Origin of the sequence: Flavivirga amylovorans, assembly GCF_030540875.1 — a bacterium.
Taxonomy (GTDB): domain Bacteria; phylum Bacteroidota; class Bacteroidia; order Flavobacteriales; family Flavobacteriaceae; genus Flavivirga; species Flavivirga amylovorans.
On record NZ_JAUOEM010000006.1, the window covers coordinates 190,667 to 208,946 of the forward strand.

Sequence of the window (18,280 nt, forward strand, 5' to 3'; positions counted from 1 at the left end):
CGTGCCATAAATAATACCATTTAAGTCAGAGCAACAACCATTTGAATCAAAAACTGACGATTTGAGTCATTTTTGATTCTTTATATTTTTAAATATTTATTTTTGGCAAAATTTCATGGATATTCTAACCTTACTTTATTCACAAAATCATAGCTATTATTTTTAATTTACATGAAGAGAAATTACTTAGTGTTCGTTTTATTTATTATCTCAATAACAAGTTTAGCACAATCAACAAGCATTTCTGGAATCCTTTTAAACGAAACCAATACACCTATTAATAATGTAACTATTACACTTTTACCTATCGGTAAAACAGTAAGAACAAGCCATAAAGGCACTTTTATTTTTAATAATTTGGAAGAAGGTCATTATACCATTAATATTAATACACCAGATTATATAAGTAAAAACATTGAACTCCTTTTAAAAAACACCAAAAAAAACCTACAAATTAAATTAGAAAAAAAGGTTAACAAATTAAATGAGGTTTTGCTCATAGCCAATTCCAATTTAATAGATTATAAACCTCGTACTATAAGTTTACAGTCTGGTGAATTTTTAAAAGCTTATGATCTTATACAATACGACCAAATTTCTGCCTTTGTTCCCGGAGTACAATCACAAACTATAAGCCCAAACAATCCTAATATTGTTATTCGTGGTATTGGAAACGAAAGCACCGATTCTAGAATCGCTTCACGAGTTTCAATTTTTCAAGATCATGTTCCTATAAGTAGTTTCAGTGGTGCTTCAGTAGCATTATTTGATATTGAAAGTATAGGCGTTTTTAAAGGTCCCCAAGCATCATTATTTAATCGAGCAGTCCAGATAGGAGCAGTTAATATTACTTCGAATAAAGCAAAGAACGAACATTCAGGTACGTTAAAACTAGGCACTGGAAACTACAACTTAGTCACTTTAGATGGCTATGCTAATACCATACTACTTAAAGATAAGATATTTGCTCGTGTATCGGGAATATACAACAAAAGAGACGGGTATGTAGAAAATTTATCTGGTGGACAGCTTAATGGCACAGAAACATTGGCTTTACGAAGTTCGTTTCATTTCCCATTAAAAAAGGACAACTCGCACATAAACATTAGTATAAATTGGCAAAATGATACACCTTCTGGAATTGGGTATAAAAGTGGTGTTTTAGCTCCTAAAGGCGGAGATACACAACCTCATACATTTTCCGATTTGGATCGAGGCACCCACCTAGGTGTAAAAAGAACTATTTTTGGTATAACGGGATTAGCAAATTATGGCCTAAACTCCCATTGGGATGTGGAAATTGACCTCTCTTACCGCAAATTTAATGTTGACGAAGCTTCCGATATTGATGGAACGGTAGCACCAACATTATTTTTTAGAACTGAAGTAGAACAAGAACAAATAAATACAGGAATTAGATTCAATTATGTTAATCAAAAAATAAAGGCCTCGATAGGAGCAAATTATTTTTATGAAAATGGGCAGCAACAACTCACTTTGGAAACCAATGAAAAAAGTGCTGCTATTCTTTTTACAAATCCTAGCCAATTAACCATTAATGGGATTCCAACATTTATTACCCCAGATAACCCCTTGTTTTTTTTATTAGGTCCAGGGTCTTTTAATTTATTGAATGATTTTAATTCTGAAACGAGTTTTAATAGCGCACGTAATAATTCTGGAGACCTTTTTGGTGATTTATTTTATAAACTAGTTCCTAAACTCACATTGAACTTTGGATTACGAGCCATGTGGGAAAATTTTAATTCAGGAGTAGAAATTCAAAATGCTAAAAAAACTGCTATTTTGGGAAGTTTACTTCCCGATAACGCCAGTCCAAATAACTTATTTGTGCCAACTGATGGTTTTTTAAGCGCTTATAAAAATTATATTTCGGCAGTAGGGGAATTAGGTATAACTTATGAATTTAATAATAACACAACTATTTTTGGAACCCTATCACGAGGCCGTAGACCTCATGCTTTATTGATTACAGACAAAGGAATAAATGAGCTATCTGATGAGACCGTACAGTCGTATGAAATTGGAGTTAAAACACTTTGGTTTACCGATAAGCTTCAAGTAGATGCGAGTTTGTACTATTACAAATACAACAATTTTAGAACACCTGTAATACAGTTAAGTGATGATGGAAATTTAAAAACAACTCCCGAAGATAGTGGGCGTGCAACATCTTTAGGTTTTGAAACTTCGGTATCGTATCTGTGGGGTAAAAAATCCCGTATTTTTGCAAATTATGCCTACATAGATGCTTTTATTGACGATAACGATAAAAATGGTAATCCACAGCAATACGCTGGAAATGAGTTTATACTAACTCCCAAACATACATACACTTTAGGAATCAACTTCCAACAAACGCTTATTGATGATGTGGATTATTATATAAGACCAAATTATAGTTATCAATCAAAAGTATTTTTTGAACCTGATAATAAATCTGATATTTCACAAGATAGTTACGGACTATTAAATATAAAGGTAGGTTTTATTTTTTCTAAGAAATATGAGTTAAACTTTTTTGCAACAAACTTATTTAACGAAACATATATTATAGATGGTGGCAATACGGCTTCAGCTTTTCAAATACCTACTTTTGTTGCCGGATTACCTCGTTTCATAGGAACTCAGGTATCAGTAAAATTTTAATCTTTATGAAACCATTATTAATTTGAATTAAATTACCCTAAATAGTGATGCTAATACAATGAAAAAACTAAAAAGCTGGTATTCTTTTTTTACAGACATTGGCCTAACCAATTGTACTAATAAGAATGAACAAAAAAAAATACGCTTACTCAATATTTTTGTAATAATATGGTTTCATATTAGCTCGCTTTTTATAGCACTAGACTTTTGGATAGCCCCAGAAGGTAAAAATGTAGATATTTTAATTCACTGTATTTGTATTACTATACTCTCCTCTATTTTATTTCTAAATAAAAAAGGCTATTCTGCTGTGGGGAAGATTATTTTTATTCTTTTAGCTTACAGTACATTTTACACGCTTTCCTTTGTTGTTACTTTTAGCCAATATACGGTCTGCTATTTTTTACTCTTACCATTAATAGTAATGAGTTTATATAAAAGTAATATACCTTCATACATCATGTTAGCTATATGCATGGTTACTTTTAATTTGAATGATTTGATTAATGGTATTCAAAATGCCACTTCTGCAGTAGATATTCAAATGCTAAAAAGTATGGATATTATGTTTAATGGTAAAATACAGAAAATGAGTGTTTATAGGCTCTTATTAATGTTAAAAGACCCTGTAGTAACTTCTTTGTTTTTTGCGTCATTTTACCTATTCCATTACTTTAAACGTTTGAATGAAAAAAACGAAATGCTTCTTGAAATTGAAAAAGACAAGGTGCTAAATGATAAAATCATACTTGAAAAGCAACAAGAAGAGCTTAAAGAACTTAATGAATTTAAATCTCATTTTTTTGTCAATTTATCCCATGAAATTAGAACTCCATTAACTTTAATTAAAGCCTATGCCTCAAAAATCAATTTTAATCTGCCTAAAAAAGATAATACAGAAAAACTACACATTGTTAATGATCAATTGTTACAAATACAAGCCATAGTGGATAATATTATGGATTTAAGCAAATTGGACGCTAATAAACTAATAATCAATACGAAGCCTGTTTCTCTTCATACTTTTTTAAAAAAACACTACTCAAACTTTAAAGGTGCTTTCGAAAAAAAAGATATTCATTTTACACTAGAATTAAAATGCCCAGATTTGTTTATTGACATTGATTATAAGCTCATGTCTCGGGGCATTAATAATTTACTTAATAATGCCTTAAAATTTACCTCAACAAATGGTAGTGTACAATTATTTGCTAATAACGATATAAATGGCGTTACCATAAGAGTTCAAGACAATGGGATTGGCATTCCCGAAATCCATTTAAACAAAGTGTTTGATCGTTTTTACCAGCACAAAAATCATATCACTAAAAGCCAAGGAACTGGTGTTGGTTTAGCTTTTACAAAAAGTATTATTGAGGAACATGGTTTTAATATTGATGTAACCAGTACTCCAAACATAGCGACTGTTTTTAGTATTACAATTCCTAATGAAGCTACATCTGAGCTCTCAAATAATATTCCTAATAAGAATTATAAATCAATAACACCTCCAATAATAAACAACAAAAAACCTGTAATACTTATTGTAGATGATCATCCACAAATGCGAAAATATATTAAAAGCCTTTTACCCGACTACGAGCTTTTAGAAGCTGAACATGGTAAAGAAGCTATAAAAATTATTGAGGAACATCAAATAGACCTTATATTAACCGATTATATGATGCCCATAATGGATGGTTTGGAGTTGGTTAATCAATTAAAAAAAAGAGCTTCTAAAACTCCTGTTATTGTTATCACAGCACGATCGGACGATCAAGGTAAACTAAACATGTTACGCTTGGGTATTGATGGCTATTTAACTAAGCCTTTTTTAGAAGAAGAGTTGTTGTTTTCTGTAAAAAAATCCTTGAATTCTTACGAAATTATTAAAGAAACAGAGTTGTCACAAACTTATGAAGAAGAAGTCTTTCAGAAAAAATCGAATGTCTTTATAAAACAACTAACCGATATCGTTAATGAAAATTTACACGATAAAACTTTTGGAGTAGATTATTTAGCAGATTTGTTAAATACCTCTAAAAGTTCTTTAAACCGAAAAACAAAACTTGTATTTGGACAATCACCTAATCAAATTATAATGGAAGCCCGCTTACAAAAGGCAAAACAATTACTAGAAGACGATCCATTTATATTAAAAAATCAACTTACTCAAGCCGTAGGAATGTCTAATACTACCTATTTTTATAAGAAGTTTGAAGAACGATTTGGTGTTACTAATAATTAAATATATGAACTCATCTTGACTTTTTGTTTTTAACCGAAAATGAGATGAAATTTGTTCAGATGAGACAATTTTTGAAGTGCATAGCAGCGATACGGACAAGAAAATTAAAGAAATATGGACAAATTTCAATTATTTTTTAGGAAATAGAAAAAGTCAAGATGAGTTCTGTCTTCTAATTCTCTGCAAACCCATTCAAAGCCAACGTTTCCAGTTCTTTTTTATCATTTTCAAAAATCAAAAACACTTTAAGTTCTGGGTGTGATTTTAAAAAAACTTTCACTTTTTCAATCCCCATGGTTTTAAAAGCCGTTGCGTAGGCATCAGCAACCATACAATCCTTAGCAATTACAGAAATGCTTAGCAGATTAGTTTTACTCGGATATCCTGTTTTTGTATCGATAATATGAGCATACCGATTGCCGTCTTTATCTATTTTAAACTTTCTGTACGTTCCCGAAGTTGCCATCGCTTCATTAGTTAAAACAAGCGTTCTGGAAAGCGATTGAGTACCATCAAAGTTAGGATTCTCGACACCAACCGTCCATCCACTGTTTTTTTCAATATTAATCCCTTTAGCATGAAGCTCTCCTCCTATATTTACGATATAATTCTGAGCGCCTTTCTTATCCAAGAATTCTGCAATAATGTCCACGGCATACCCTTTTGCTATGGCATTAAAATCTAAAAAGGTTCCTTTTGGCTTTGTAATAGTATGATCCCTTATGAGAACCTTATTGAAACCAACAGTTAACATCAAACTATCAATTTTTAAACTATCTAAGTTCACTATTTTACCTTCAGGACCAAAATCCCAAGCATTTACAATGGCACCAATGGTAGGATCGAAAGCGCCTTCCGTTTCTTCATAAATTTGTTTTGAAACTTGGTATACTTTTTTAAAATGTGCATCAATTTCAACAACTTCATTTCTATTCAATTTAGAAATATCTGAGTTTGTTTGATACGTAGACATGGACTTATTAACCACATGGAACAAACTATCAAATTGTTTTTCATAATTTACATTAGAACTATATGTTACTTCATAAAATGTTCCAAAAATACTTCCAGAAAGCTTCGTATTTTTTAATTCTTTTTTACAAGAAGTTAATAATAAAAGAATCAATAGTATTGTGATCTGTTTCATTTAGTTAAAATTCGTTTCTAAAACCTGTATACCATTATATTCTAAAAGATATTCTTCATTTAAAAAAATAGGGCCTTTTTTTTCATCCAAATTACCCAATCCAACACCAGCATATAAAACTTTTGCATCTTTTTCACGAGCATGTTTTTTAAAGGATTCCATCCAAACAACATCGTAATTATTAGGATTATCCGGTAATATCACAGCTCTCACAATCACAAAATAATACTGTTTATTTTTATCGATACAAACAAATTGCGGATGCTTTTTTAGTTTACTATTCACGGCTATAAATTCGAAACCACGTTCTTCTAGATCTTCTCCAACATGGTTCATAGCCAAATTATGCAACTCTTGTTCTGTAAGTGGTTTACTCATAAGACAAAATTAATATTTAATATTCAACTAACACCAGATTTAAAAATGTTTAAATTTATAAATTATAAATTAGTATTCTTTATATAATATTCTAGATGAGTAAACACCCTGTCTCTAAAAAAATCGGATTAATACTAGGCCCTATTTTTTTCACTATTTTACAAGCTTTACCTTTTGAGATTGTTTCTGAAAAGGCAGATACAGTAATCGCTACTACTATATGGATGGTATGTTGGTGGATAACCGAAGCCGTTTCTATTTCTGTAACTTCACTTTTACCATTATTATTATTCCCACTATTTAAAGTGATGCCTATGGTAGAGGTAGGTTCTAATTACGGAAGCCCAATAGTCTTCTTGTTTTTTGGTGGTTTTGTGTTAGCCTTAGCTTTAGAGAAAGTAAACCTGCATAAAAGAATCGCTTTAAATATCATAAAAAAGACGGGAACTACACCCAATAAAGTTATTCTTGGTTTTATGATTGCTACTGCTTTTATGAGTATGTGGATAAGTAATACAGCCAGTACTGTAGTTATGTTACCAATAGCTATGTCTGTTATAAAACTATTAATTGATGACTCCGATGGTTTCTCTAAAAATGATCAGAATTTCTCTCTTAGTGTCATGCTAGGGATTGCTTTTTCAGCCAATGCAGGAGGTATCGCAACAGTTATTGGCACACCTCCTAATTCTGTTTTAATAGGCTTATTGGAAAATGAGTATCATATAGAAGTTTCCTTTTTTAAATGGATGCTTATTGGCTTACCTTTTTCAATTATTTTAATTACTATTATTTACTTTATATTGGTTAAATGGATGTTCCCAAATACAGGTCTTGTATTTAACGCTTCAAAAGAAGCTATAAATGTTGAACTGAAAAAACTAGGAAAAACATCACCTAAAGAGAAGCATGTGCTTGTTATTTTTGCAATTGTTGTCTTTCTTTGGATATTTAGAAGCCTTATTAATTCATTAATTCCAGGGCTTGGCATTTCAGATACCATGATTAGTGTTTTTGGAGCTGTAGCTCTTTTTACTATACCTTTTAATTTAAAAACTGGTGACTTTATTTTGGTTTGGAATGATACTCAAAAACTAGCTTGGGGCATTTTAGTCTTATTTGGTGGTGGTTTGGCTTTGGCAAAAGGTATGTCGTCTACTGGTATTGTTGATATGGTGGCTACAGCTATTTCGACCTGTGATATTAGTGTTTTACTCATGGCTTCCTTGTTAATTATACTCATGCTTTTTATGACAGAATTAATGAGTAATGTCGCATTAGTAGCCGTTCTAGCACCTGTAGTAGCAGGTATCGCTATTGGTTTAGAAATTCCATTACTATATTTATTAGTTCCAGTAACCATAGCCAGTAGCTGTGCTTTTATGCTTCCTATGGCTACTCCACCCAATGCGATTGTATTTGCCAGTGGTTTTATAAAAGTTAATCAAATGGCTCGGGTTGGCATAATAATTAATATAATTGCAGTCATGTTACTTATTGTATTATTCAAGCTTATTTTGCCATTAGTCTTTTAATAAAAAAACAATTAAATAGAAACTTTTAACCTATATAACCACAAATCAATCGTACTTTCCTCTCAAAAAATCAAAGCATTAAGTAATCCTAAACATACAGAATAAAAAAATAATAAGATTTTTCTACAAAAAATAAGCATTTTATCGATTATTTGTGCTTTTTATCTGCTTTATTCAAAAATAAATTTATATTTACCCCGTTATTAAAAAAAATGAATTAAGGGACAGTCATTTTGACTTAAATTTATCAACTTAATAACATGCTAACGAACCCAAAATAGAATAAATGTTGAGTTTATTCTTTTAATGAATTTAACCATGTAAAGCTTGAAACCACCAATTTTAAGTTTTACAACAATACTTTTAATTATGAATAAAACAATATTAAAAACCCTAATGCTTTTTTGTTTTATTGTTTCTTGTAAAACAAGTGTAAAAGAAAATGCCAATAATGATGGCTGCGAATTATTTAAAATTGGTAATTATAATTTTTATAATCCAAGAGTTTATGAGCGTCCTGTAATCTTTAAAAAAGGGAGTCATCAATTATTACATTCTGAATACACACCAAAATGGTACCCTGGATATTGTGCCGAAAACTTACCTTCTTACTTTAAAACAAAAGAAGAATTCTTAAAACATGTACATTCTAGTAAATTAGAACGTCTTAGTACTCCTTATTTTGAAAAAGTGTATAATGGAAGTAAAGACAATTTAAAAGGAAAACCAGGATTATACAACGATGACTACCATCTATTGTTTAGAGGTACCGTTGCGGTGAAAAATGTAAAATCAGGAAACGAATATCTTTTAGTAGCTGGAAAAAGTTATATTGATAATGAAGCTGATTACGATAAAAACACCGATTTTTATGAAAGTGATGTAAAAACTATGTTTGCTTTTATTTTAGAAGATGGTGCATATAAATTTGTTGATCCAAACCTTGTATTTGGAACTTTCACAAAAGAACAACATGATAAAGTGTATGACATCTTAAGTGTTAAATCATTAGTATATGCTTCTTGTTTTGAAAATGTAAACACAACAAGAAAGCCTAACTTTGATAGTTCTGCATTACCAGGTTGGGTTTATAACAAATCTGATTTAGAAGATTAATATTTTAATTAAACACTAAATAATAAAAAAAGCTTTACTCTGGTAAAGCTTTTTTTATACCCATAATTCACTGCCCCTAAAGTACAGTTATTTAAATTGAACAAATTTAGAATTCATAAATGTATAGTTTGATACGGGAATGACAGTATCTTTTTTAAGCCTGTACCAAGGTGAGAGCTCAGAATCTTCTAAATTCTTAACCAAATGAACACTTTGAGCTGGAGTATTTCCTTGAAACAATAAATATAGTTTCTCTCCTTTACTATTTATAACTTCATCACAGATCATAACAATATGTCCTGGTGAGCCTCCTTTAATAAGCATATCTCCAATTTTAAGATCTTTTGCATATTCAATTTTTGGCAGTTCATTATACAATGAAAGTGTACCTGAATACATGTAAATCAAATTTAAATATTTATAAAAATTATCTTTAGAATGATTTGCTGAAGCTAATTTGTGAAATGTTACTCGATTGCCATTAATTTTAGGTCTATATCCTTCTGCATATTTTATCCAAGAACAATAATGCCCACTGGTAAAATTAAACCCAATGTCATCTTTTTTATTAGTTACCCATAGATATTCACTTCTCACTCTTATTAAAGCATCCGCACATTGTTGTAATCCGTTTTTAGGCACAGGAATATCTAATATTCCAATGTGACCTTGTTGCCAATAATACTCAGAACCATCATAATTAATAACTTTAGCTCCAAACGATTTTAATTTATAATTACGTAAATAATCTTGAAAAGAACCTTTAGGATATGACACACGTTTATAACCATTAGGAGTATTTACTCTGGATTTAATTGTAAGGCTATCTTTATTTAATAAACCGGGGCTTATTTCCAATTTAGCCACAAAATTTTTAGTACTATTTTCAACAGGCTTTAGCTGAATGATTACAACACTAATCACAGCTAGAATTAAAACAAAAACAAGAAGTCTTTTCATGCTCATTTAACGCTTATCTTTAAGGCTTGGTATCTTACTATTAAAAGTTTATGACTAATTTTAACAGTTTAGTTTTATATTTTTTAGTAATTTAATGTAAAAATCATGCTTATGAAAACTTCAAAACGTTTAGAACAGGCCTTAAAAAAGTTATATACTGCGTTTCATAATAATGAATTAAATCCAGAATGTTGCAAGCAATGTGCCGTTGGAAATATTTTGGACAATACTGATAGCTGGAAATACATTTCGGATACACATGGTTCATTAGAATTGAATTATATCGGCAAAGTACATGAAACACTTGGCAGAAAATTTAATGGCTATAGACCATTGGAATTATTAAAAATTGAAACTATTTTTTTGAAAGCCTGTGGGTATACATTACCTCTCCATTATAAAAATGAAAAACCTAAAAACTCTACTGATAAGGATATTTTATTTAATGGTTTAAATGACGTTGTGACATTTTTATGCCATTTAGATAATATCTCTAATGTTATGGATTATACGAAACTATTTGAATTTGAAAATGAGAAACCGAAATATAAATTGGATTTTTCTAGTTAAATAAAGTTTTGATACAACAAATTATATTGTAAACGAAAAAACCCAACATTGCTGTCGGGTTTTACTTTATTTAAGCTCCGTATTATAAACACGGATTTACAATTCTTAATACATAATAACTTATCTAGCCTCCAAAGTCATCAAACCTGATATGTTCATCTGGAATACCAAAATCTTCTCCCATTTTTTGAACTGCATTGTTCATTAATGGAGGTCCACAGAAATATAATTCTATATCTTCTGGTGATTCGTGTAAACTTAAATAATTATCAATGACACAATTGTGAATAAATCCAACAAAACCATCACCTGGAGCATCAATGTTTTCTTTTACTTTCCAGTTATCTTCTTCCATTGGTTCAGATAAAGCTAAGTAAAATTTAAAATTAGGAAACTCTTTCTCTAACTCATAGAAATGCTCTAAATAGAACAACTCACGTTTAGATCGTCCACCGTACCAATATGTTACTTTTCTTCCAGTTCTTAATGTTTTGAATAAGTGATATAAATGCGAACGCATTGGCGCCATACCAGCACCACCACCAACATAAAGCATTTCACTTTCGGATTCATTAATAAAGAACTCACCGTAAGGTCCTGAAATAGTTACTTTATCACCTGGTTTTTGAGCAAAAATATAAGAAGATGCTACTCCTGGATTAACATCCATCCATCCGTTTTTAGCACGATCCCAAGGCGGTGTAGCAATACGAACATTCAACATAATCTCACGCCCTTCTGCTGGGAAAGAAGCCATAGAATAGGCTCTTTCTACTGTTTCAGAATTCTTCATTACTAGAGGCCAAAGACCAAATTTATCCCATTCAGCTTGAAATTTATCTGGGGTTTCATGCTCTTCTGGATGCGCAGTAATATCAATGTCTGAATATTTAATTTCACACTCAGGTATTTCAATTTGAATATACCCTCCTGCTTTATATCCCATATCTTCAGGAATTTCAACAACAAACTCTTTAATAAAAGATGCTACGTTATAATTACGTACAACTGTTGCTTCCCATTTTTTAATACCAAACACTTCTTCTGGTATGGTAATATTCATGTCTTGCTTTACTTTAACCTGACATGATAACCTAGCACCATCCTTTAACTCTTTACGTGTAAAGTGAGGTGTTTCTGTTGGAAGTGCTTCTCCTCCACCTTCTAATACATGACATTCACATTGAATACATGTACCACCACCACCACATGCAGATGGCAAAAATATTTTTTGAGCACCTAATGTCGATAATAAACTATCTCCAGAAGCTACTTCAATTTCTCTTTCACCGTTGATAGTGATTTTTACTGGACCAGATGGTGACAATTTTTGTTTTACAAATAGTAGTAAAGCTACTAACAACAACGTAATAATTAAAAATGCTGTTACCGTCGCTACTATAGTTCCTAATGTACCTGCTGCTAATATCATATTACTTATTTACTTTTATGTTGTTAGCTATCACTTTATCTTTTTCAGAATCTTCTTTAGACTCTTCAACTTTAACTATTTTATCTTCTTTTGGACTTTCATCGCCTCCAGTTAACATACCTCCAAAACTCATAAAACCAATCGCCATTAAACCTGTGATAATAAATGTAATTCCCAAACCTCTTAATGCTGGTGGTACATTTGAATATCTAATTTTTTCACGAATAGCTGCAATGGCTAAAATCGCTAAAAACCATCCAATACCAGAACCAATACCATAAGTTGTTGCTAATCCTAATGTTGGAATTTCACGAGATTGCATAAATAAAGAACCTCCTAAAATAGCACAGTTTACTGCTATAAGCGGTAAAAAGATTCCTAATGAATTATATAATGATGGTGAAAACTTCTCTACAACAATTTCTACTAATTGCACCATGGTTGCAATCGTTGCAATAAACATGATGAATGATAAGAAACTTAAATCGTAATCTGCATATTCAGCTCCTAACCATGCTAATGCTCCTGGTTGTAAAAGAAATTGATCTAATAACCAGTTTAAAGGCACTGTAATTGCTAATACGAATATTACTGCGGCTCCAAGCCCAACAGCCGTAGAAACCTTTTTAGATACAGCAAGGTAAGAACACATTCCTAAGAATGTGGCAAACACCATGTTGTCTATAAATATTGATTTGAAAAATAATTCTATATGTTCCATACTTTTTCAGTATTCAGTATTCAGTGTGTTCAGTGCTCAGTAACTGCTTACTGGAACTGCCAACTGCATACTAATTTAATCTTCTATTAATGCTTTATTTCTACTACGTTGTACCCAGATAATAATACCAACTACAATTAATGCCATTGGTGCTAATAACATAAATCCGTTATTTTCATAACCAAATGCGTATACACCAGTTTTCTCAATAGGATCTCCTAAAACTTTAATTCCTAATAAAGTTCCAGCTCCTAGTAATTCCCTAAAAAATGCGACTATAATTAAAATAACACCATATCCTAAAGAATTCCCTATTCCATCTAAGAATGAACGCCAAGGGCCATTTCCTAATGCAAATGCTTCAAAGCGTCCCATGATGATACAGTTTGTAATAATCAATCCTACAAAAACAGAAAGTGTTTTACTTAATTCGTATGCAAATGCTTTTAACACTTGATCAACTATAATTACTAAAGCAGCAACTACAATTAGTTGTACAATAATTCTAATTTTTGATGGAATAATATTTCTCATTAAAGAAATAACCACGTTTCCTATTCCTAATACAAACAACACAGAAATAGACATTACGATTGCTGCTTCTAATTCGGCGGTAATTGCTAAAGCTGAACATATTCCTAGTACTTGAATAGTAATAGGGTTATCATCTGCTAATGGATCTTTAATTAATGCTGCGTCTTTTTTTGATAAAAGTCCCATAATTATTTCAATGTTTTAAAATAAGATACATACTGTCTTAACTCAGACTTAATCATTGCCGAAACTCCGTCACCGGTAATAGTTGCGCCTGCTATTGCATCTACCTCGTTATCATTTTTTTCTATATTCTTTGGATCATTGTTTCCTTTAGCAACTGTAATACCTTTAAAACTTCCATTACTCATTAAGCTTTCACCAATGAAATCGTCCATAAAATAACGTTGCTTGATATTAGCACCTAAACCAGCTGTTTCTCCTTTATGATCAAAATAAGCGCCTTGAACAACCATGTTAGCATCCATGGCAACATAAGCCCAAATAGCATCCCAAAGCCCTTTACCTCTAATTGGTGCTATATAAAATGTTTGACCATCTTTAGTACCAACAAATAATGGCAGTCTTCTTTTGTTTCCTGCTTTAGCACTAGTTTGTTCCTTTTTCACATCGATTAAATATGCTTCAGGATCTTCTGTTACATCATCACCTTGTATGACTAATTGCTTAGTAATGTATTTAGAGAACAACTCTGGAGCTTCATCTGTAGAAACGAAAATCGCACTGCTTTCATCGTTTGCATTAACACCCATAGCATACAAAATGTTTTGCTGCTTCTCTAAGCGTTCATTATTATCAATTCTAGGTCTTAAGGCAGAAGCTGTAAATGCTAACAACCCTCCTACTACTATTACCATAGCGATGGCAAAAAGTATTGTATATATATTTGAATCCGTTTTTTTACTCATGACTAAGCTGTTTTTGCTTTTAAACGTTTCATTCTTTGTTTTACATTACCTTGAACCACATAATGGTCAATTGTTGGTGCAAATACGTTCATTAATAGAATCGCTAACATAACACCTTCTGGATATGCAGGGTTGAATACACGGATTAAAATAGAAATAAATCCTACTAAGAAACCGTAAATCCATTTTCCTTTATTCGTTTGGGACGCAGTTACAGGATCTGTAGCCATAAACACCGTACCAAAGGCAAAACCTCCAATTAGTAAATGATGCCACCAAGTCGTGCTCATTAAACCATAGAATTTACTACTTTCTGTAATCCATCCAGAATCAACTACTTGATTAAAGATTAGTCCCATAACTATGGCTCCAAGAGCAGAAGACAACATGATTCTCCAACTTCCTATTTTTGCGAAGACTAAGAATAATCCACCTAACAGGATTAACAAGGTTGATGTTTCACCAATCGAACCTGGAATAAATCCTAAGAACATATCCATGACCTCGTATCCGGCTTCTTTTCCTTGTGCCAAGCTTCCTAATATGGTTTCACCAGAAATGGCATCTAGATTGGCTCCACCTACAATTTCATTTGTTCTTTCCACAGCACCTTCAACCCAAACTTTATCTCCAGACATCCATGTAGGATACGCAAAAAATAAGAATGCACGAATCGTTAATGCTGGGTTAAGAATATTCATTCCTGTTCCTCCAAAAACTTCTTTTCCAATAACAACACCAAATATAACTGCTACGGCTAACATCCAAAGTGGAATATCTACTGGTACAATTAATGGCACTAACATCCCTGTTACTAGGTACCCTTCTTCTACCTCGTGTCCTTTAATGATGGCGAATATAAATTCAATTCCTAAACCAACACCATAAGATACAATTACTAATGGTAGTATTTTCCAGAAACCAATCATAAAGTTAGCCATAGTCCAAAACTCTGAACTAAAGAAACTTCCTGCTGCTGCCTGAGCTTCTCCAACTTGTATATTGTGTTGGTAACCCGCATTAAACATTCCGAAAATTAAACATGGTACCATGGCCATAATTACGGTATTCATGGTACGCTTTAAATCGTCGGCAACTTTTATATGAGTTCCATTATGTGTGGTCTCGTTTGGTAAGTATAAAAACGTGTGGATTGCAGAAAATGCAGGTAACCACTTCTTATCTTTATTCTTTTCCTTAAAATTATGTAAACTTTCTTTTAAACCCATTATCCTATTTCTTTAAGCATTAAGTCTAAACCTTCTCTTATAATTTTTTGATGTGGTTGTTTAGACACACAAACAAATTCTGTTAATGCAAAATCTTCAGGAGCTACTTCATACATTCCTAAAGCTTCCATTTCATCTAAATCTTTATACAAACAAGCTTTTAAAACTTGCATTGGATAGATATCTAAAGGAAATACTTCTTCGTAGGTTCCTGTTGTTACAAAAGCACGATGTTCACCATTTGTATTGGTATTTAAATCATACGCTTTCTTAGGAGTTAACCAAGAAAAAGTAAACGCTCTAGAAGTAGATATTTTATTAAAAATAGGCTTGTTCCATCCAAAAAACTCGTAATCATCACCTTCAGGAATTATAGATATTACATTGCTATAGTAATCTAAATGACCATCTGGCTTAATTTGTTTTCCGCTTAAAACATTACCAGAAATAATACGATCGTGAGAATCTTTAGCAATGCCTTTATCGTAAACAATAGTAGCGACTTCGCTTCCTATTTTGGTAACAAAATATCTTGGCTTTTCTACTGAAGAACCAACTAATGCGACAATACGCTCTGCGTTAAACTTCCCTGTTAATAATAGCTCTCCTATAATAACAAGATCTTGAGGATTAACAGTCCAAACAACCTCTCCTTTATTTACCGGATCTATTTTGTTTATTTGTGTTCCGACATTCCCTGAAGGATGTGGTCCAGAAACATTATGCAATGTAACACCTGTTAAGCCAGCTAATGGAGACGTTCCATTTTTACCTACAGACACATGTACTTTGCCTTCGGTAAGTTTTCCTAAGGCTGTAATTGCTTCTTGTAATTCTGCTTCTTTTCCTTGTAACGTAAAATCTAAATCTGCTGCTAATGGTGCACTAGCATATCCTGATATGAAAATAGCCTTTGGAGCTTTATCTGGATTTGCAATAACATCGTATGGGCGTTGTTTTACGAACGGCCAACAACCAGATGCTAATAAATGCGATTTGATAGCTTCAGAATCTGCAGCATTTACATCAAACTTACCATAATCTTGGTAGGTTTGTTCTTTATCTGCTTGGATTTTAATTGCTAAAATTTTACGTTTTTCACCACGAGAAATTTCTAAAACTTCACCAGAAACTGGAGAAGTAAACTTGATAGTTTCGTTAGACTTATCGAAAAAAACAGGTTCACCTGCTTTTACTTTAGTTCCAACTTTAGAAATTAATTTAGGTATAACGCCGTGGAAGTCCTCAGGTCTTAAAGTATAAAAGTTGCTGACTATTGCCTTTTCAGAGGTTTTTTCAGCTTCACCCTTAAGTTTAATGTCTAGACCTTTTTTAATGCGAATGTCGTTTGACATATTTTTTTTATTGTAATTAGTTGTCTAAAAATCGGTGCAAAAATACAAATTTTAAATACAGTTTTCATAATAAATTGAATAGAATTTTACCCTATTTGGAATAAGTTTTACTTTCTGCATTAAATTTGTTTATATTTACAAAAATTGTCCTACAATGCCGCTAAAATTTATTGCTTTATTATCCATTCTTCTTGTGTCTAATATTGCTTTTAGTCAAGTTGAAGAAGTTGCACCTCCAGATTATATTAAAACAATTAATTTTAAAGGCAATACCCCTGAAACACAATTACCTATTTTAAGGCTTGGGGAATATGTTGTTTTAGAATTTGATGCTTTAAACGGTGATGAAGATGATTATTACTATACAGTTGAACATTTTAATTTTGACTGGACACCGTCTGTTTTGGTAAAATCGGAATACATGGACGGCTTTGACAATCAACGTATTAGAAATTACGAAAATTCATTCAACTCTTATCAAATTTATTCGCATTACACCCTAACTATTCCTAATGCACAAACTAGGCGTTTAAAAGTTTCGGGAAATTACATGCTTTCTATTTTCAATAGCGATGATGAGCTCGTTTTCTCAAGAAAATTTATGATTTACGAAAATAAAGCTACCGTTGGTGTTAGTGTTAAACGATCTCGCGACGTTCAATTTGTTGAAGAAAAACAACGTATAGAAATTGTTATTGATTCTAATAACATGCCATTTAACAACCCCATTCAAAACGTAAGAGTTGTCATTGTTCAAAATAATAATCTAAACACTGCTATTTCAAATATAAAACCACAATATACTGTTGGTAATCAGTTAATTTACAAATATGATGCAGAAACTAGTTTTTGGAGTGGCAACGAGTATTTGTTTTTTGAAAACAAAGATGTTCGTGCAGCAAATACTGGCGTACAAAGTATCGATCTAAAAGATTTATATCACAATTACTTATATACAAACTTCGAGAGAGCAACCAGACCATACACCTATAATCCAGATATTAATGGTAATTATGTCATTCTAAATATTGACGCAGAAAATCCAAGTATCGAAGCAGATTATGTTTGGATGCATTTTTCACTACTTCCTATTGAGTCTTTAAAAAACAAAGACATTCATATATATGGTAATTTTAACAATTACGTTATCGACGACAGTACTAAAATGATTTTTAACGAATCTCACAACGTTTATACAAATGCTATGTTGCTAAAACAAGGCTTTTATAACTATAAGTATGTTGTAGTAAATAAAGATAAAAGTATTGATGAAGGTGCTATTGGCGGAAACTTTTACCAAACAGAAAATGATTATAAAGTTATTGTGTACTATAGAGATTTAGGAGCTCGGTACGATAAAATTATTGGGCTAGGGGCAGGTAATTCAATCAACATTTCAAACTAATAATCGTGCTTTTCAACTAGTTTTTTAACCAAAGACATTAAAAACTACCAC

The 18,280-nt window shown here is 31.7% G+C and carries 15 protein-coding genes; 6 read left to right on the forward strand and 9 right to left on the reverse strand.

What is annotated here, in order from left to right; translation table 11 throughout:
- The first annotated feature begins 171 nt into the window (after positions 1-171).
- Both Q4Q39_RS16910 and Q4Q39_RS16915 read left to right on the forward strand, forming a co-directional pair.
- Entirely contained in the window at positions 172-2,670 is a 2,499-nt protein-coding gene (locus Q4Q39_RS16910; protein WP_303283735.1) for a TonB-dependent receptor, read from the forward strand.
- Positions 2,671-2,728: 58 nt separating this feature from the next.
- Positions 2,729-4,918, forward strand: a complete 2,190-nt coding sequence (locus Q4Q39_RS16915) for a response regulator (RefSeq protein WP_303283736.1) — start codon at positions 2,729-2,731, stop codon at positions 4,916-4,918.
- A gap of 172 nt (positions 4,919-5,090) precedes the next feature.
- Here the strand turns inward: Q4Q39_RS16915 and Q4Q39_RS16920 are convergent, their stop codons facing one another.
- Together Q4Q39_RS16920 and Q4Q39_RS16925 are read right to left on the reverse strand one after the other, a co-directional pair.
- The gene (locus tag Q4Q39_RS16920) at positions 5,091-6,065 is read right to left on the reverse strand and encodes an FAD:protein FMN transferase (RefSeq protein WP_303283737.1); all 975 of its coding nucleotides are present in this window, start codon (positions 6,063-6,065) and stop codon (positions 5,091-5,093) included.
- The gene (locus Q4Q39_RS16925) at positions 6,066-6,443 is read right to left on the reverse strand and encodes a DUF8840 domain-containing protein (RefSeq protein ID WP_303283738.1); all 378 of its coding nucleotides are present in this window, start codon (positions 6,441-6,443) and stop codon (positions 6,066-6,068) included.
- Positions 6,444-6,538: 95 nt separating this feature from the next.
- Between Q4Q39_RS16925 and Q4Q39_RS16930 the strand changes: the two genes are divergently transcribed.
- The gene (locus Q4Q39_RS16930; protein ID WP_303283739.1) at positions 6,539-7,978 is read left to right on the forward strand and encodes an SLC13 family permease; all 1,440 of its coding nucleotides are present in this window, start codon (positions 6,539-6,541) and stop codon (positions 7,976-7,978) included.
- A gap of 369 nt (positions 7,979-8,347) precedes the next feature.
- On the forward strand, positions 8,348-9,094 hold the full coding sequence (locus tag Q4Q39_RS16935; RefSeq protein ID WP_303283740.1) for a hypothetical protein: 747 nt from the start codon (positions 8,348-8,350) through the stop codon (positions 9,092-9,094).
- 87 nt (positions 9,095-9,181) lie between these two features.
- Here the strand turns inward: Q4Q39_RS16935 and Q4Q39_RS16940 are convergent, their stop codons facing one another.
- On the reverse strand, positions 9,182-10,054 hold the full coding sequence (locus Q4Q39_RS16940) for a DUF4846 domain-containing protein (protein WP_303283741.1): 873 nt from the start codon (positions 10,052-10,054) through the stop codon (positions 9,182-9,184).
- Positions 10,055-10,165: 111 nt separating this feature from the next.
- Here Q4Q39_RS16940 and Q4Q39_RS16945 point away from each other — a divergent pair, with 111 nt between their 5' ends.
- On the forward strand, positions 10,166-10,624 hold the full coding sequence (locus Q4Q39_RS16945) for a Na(+)-translocating NADH-quinone reductase subunit F (protein ID WP_303283742.1): 459 nt from the start codon (positions 10,166-10,168) through the stop codon (positions 10,622-10,624).
- Between the two features lie 124 nt (positions 10,625-10,748).
- Here Q4Q39_RS16945 and nqrF read toward each other — a convergent pair whose 3' ends face one another.
- The 6 genes from nqrF to Q4Q39_RS16975 all read right to left on the reverse strand — a co-directional run bounded on the left by nqrF (position 10,749) and on the right by Q4Q39_RS16975 (position 16,824).
- Entirely contained in the window at positions 10,749-12,056 is a 1,308-nt protein-coding gene (nqrF, locus tag Q4Q39_RS16950) for an NADH:ubiquinone reductase (Na(+)-transporting) subunit F (protein ID WP_303283743.1), read from the reverse strand.
- A 1-nt stretch (position 12,057) separates the two neighbouring features.
- The gene (nqrE, locus tag Q4Q39_RS16955; protein ID WP_303283744.1) at positions 12,058-12,777 is read right to left on the reverse strand and encodes an NADH:ubiquinone reductase (Na(+)-transporting) subunit E; all 720 of its coding nucleotides are present in this window, start codon (positions 12,775-12,777) and stop codon (positions 12,058-12,060) included.
- A gap of 75 nt (positions 12,778-12,852) precedes the next feature.
- Entirely contained in the window at positions 12,853-13,497 is a 645-nt protein-coding gene (locus Q4Q39_RS16960; protein WP_303283745.1) for an NADH:ubiquinone reductase (Na(+)-transporting) subunit D, read from the reverse strand.
- Between the two features lie 2 nt (positions 13,498-13,499).
- Complete coding sequence (locus Q4Q39_RS16965; protein ID WP_303283746.1) at positions 13,500-14,240, reverse strand: Na(+)-translocating NADH-quinone reductase subunit C; 741 nt, start codon at positions 14,238-14,240, stop codon at positions 13,500-13,502.
- 2 nt (positions 14,241-14,242) lie between these two features.
- Complete coding sequence (locus tag Q4Q39_RS16970; RefSeq protein ID WP_303283747.1) at positions 14,243-15,469, reverse strand: NADH:ubiquinone reductase (Na(+)-transporting) subunit B; 1,227 nt, start codon at positions 15,467-15,469, stop codon at positions 14,243-14,245.
- The gene (locus Q4Q39_RS16975; RefSeq protein ID WP_303283748.1) at positions 15,469-16,824 is read right to left on the reverse strand and encodes a Na(+)-translocating NADH-quinone reductase subunit A; all 1,356 of its coding nucleotides are present in this window, start codon (positions 16,822-16,824) and stop codon (positions 15,469-15,471) included. Before Q4Q39_RS16975 ends, Q4Q39_RS16970 begins: the two co-directional genes overlap by 1 nt.
- A gap of 154 nt (positions 16,825-16,978) precedes the next feature.
- On the opposite strand from Q4Q39_RS16975, the gene Q4Q39_RS16980 reads away from it, so the two are divergent.
- The gene (locus Q4Q39_RS16980) at positions 16,979-18,229 is read left to right on the forward strand and encodes a type IX secretion system plug protein (RefSeq protein WP_303283750.1); all 1,251 of its coding nucleotides are present in this window, start codon (positions 16,979-16,981) and stop codon (positions 18,227-18,229) included.
- The last annotated feature ends 51 nt before the right edge of the window (positions 18,230-18,280 follow it).

Excerpts from the sequence above, each read along its gene's own strand:
- Q4Q39_RS16980 (WP_303283750.1), top strand. The coding sequence starts at position 16,979 with ATGCCGCTAAAATTTATTGCTTTATTATCCATTCTTCTTGTGTCTAAT.
- Q4Q39_RS16910 (WP_303283735.1), top strand. The coding sequence starts at position 172 with ATGAAGAGAAATTACTTAGTGTTCGTTTTATTTATTATCTCAATAACA.
- Q4Q39_RS16975 (WP_303283748.1), bottom strand. The coding sequence starts at position 16,824 with ATGTCAAACGACATTCGCATTAAAAAAGGTCTAGACATTAAACTTAAG.
- Q4Q39_RS16935 (WP_303283740.1), top strand. The coding sequence starts at position 8,348 with ATGAATAAAACAATATTAAAAACCCTAATGCTTTTTTGTTTTATTGTT.
- Q4Q39_RS16945 (WP_303283742.1), top strand. The coding sequence starts at position 10,166 with ATGAAAACTTCAAAACGTTTAGAACAGGCCTTAAAAAAGTTATATACT.
- Q4Q39_RS16920 (WP_303283737.1), bottom strand. The coding sequence starts at position 6,065 with ATGAAACAGATCACAATACTATTGATTCTTTTATTATTAACTTCTTGT.
- Q4Q39_RS16925 (WP_303283738.1), bottom strand. The coding sequence starts at position 6,443 with ATGAGTAAACCACTTACAGAACAAGAGTTGCATAATTTGGCTATGAAC.
- Q4Q39_RS16915 (WP_303283736.1), top strand. The coding sequence starts at position 2,729 with ATGAAAAAACTAAAAAGCTGGTATTCTTTTTTTACAGACATTGGCCTA.
- Q4Q39_RS16940 (WP_303283741.1), bottom strand. The coding sequence starts at position 10,054 with ATGAAAAGACTTCTTGTTTTTGTTTTAATTCTAGCTGTGATTAGTGTT.
- nqrE (WP_303283744.1), bottom strand. The coding sequence starts at position 12,777 with ATGGAACATATAGAATTATTTTTCAAATCAATATTTATAGACAACATG.
- Q4Q39_RS16960 (WP_303283745.1), bottom strand. The coding sequence starts at position 13,497 with ATGGGACTTTTATCAAAAAAAGACGCAGCATTAATTAAAGATCCATTA.
- Q4Q39_RS16965 (WP_303283746.1), bottom strand. The coding sequence starts at position 14,240 with ATGAGTAAAAAAACGGATTCAAATATATATACAATACTTTTTGCCATC.
- Q4Q39_RS16930 (WP_303283739.1), top strand. The coding sequence starts at position 6,539 with ATGAGTAAACACCCTGTCTCTAAAAAAATCGGATTAATACTAGGCCCT.
- nqrF (WP_303283743.1), bottom strand. The coding sequence starts at position 12,056 with ATGATATTAGCAGCAGGTACATTAGGAACTATAGTAGCGACGGTAACA.
- Q4Q39_RS16970 (WP_303283747.1), bottom strand. The coding sequence starts at position 15,469 with ATGGGTTTAAAAGAAAGTTTACATAATTTTAAGGAAAAGAATAAAGAT.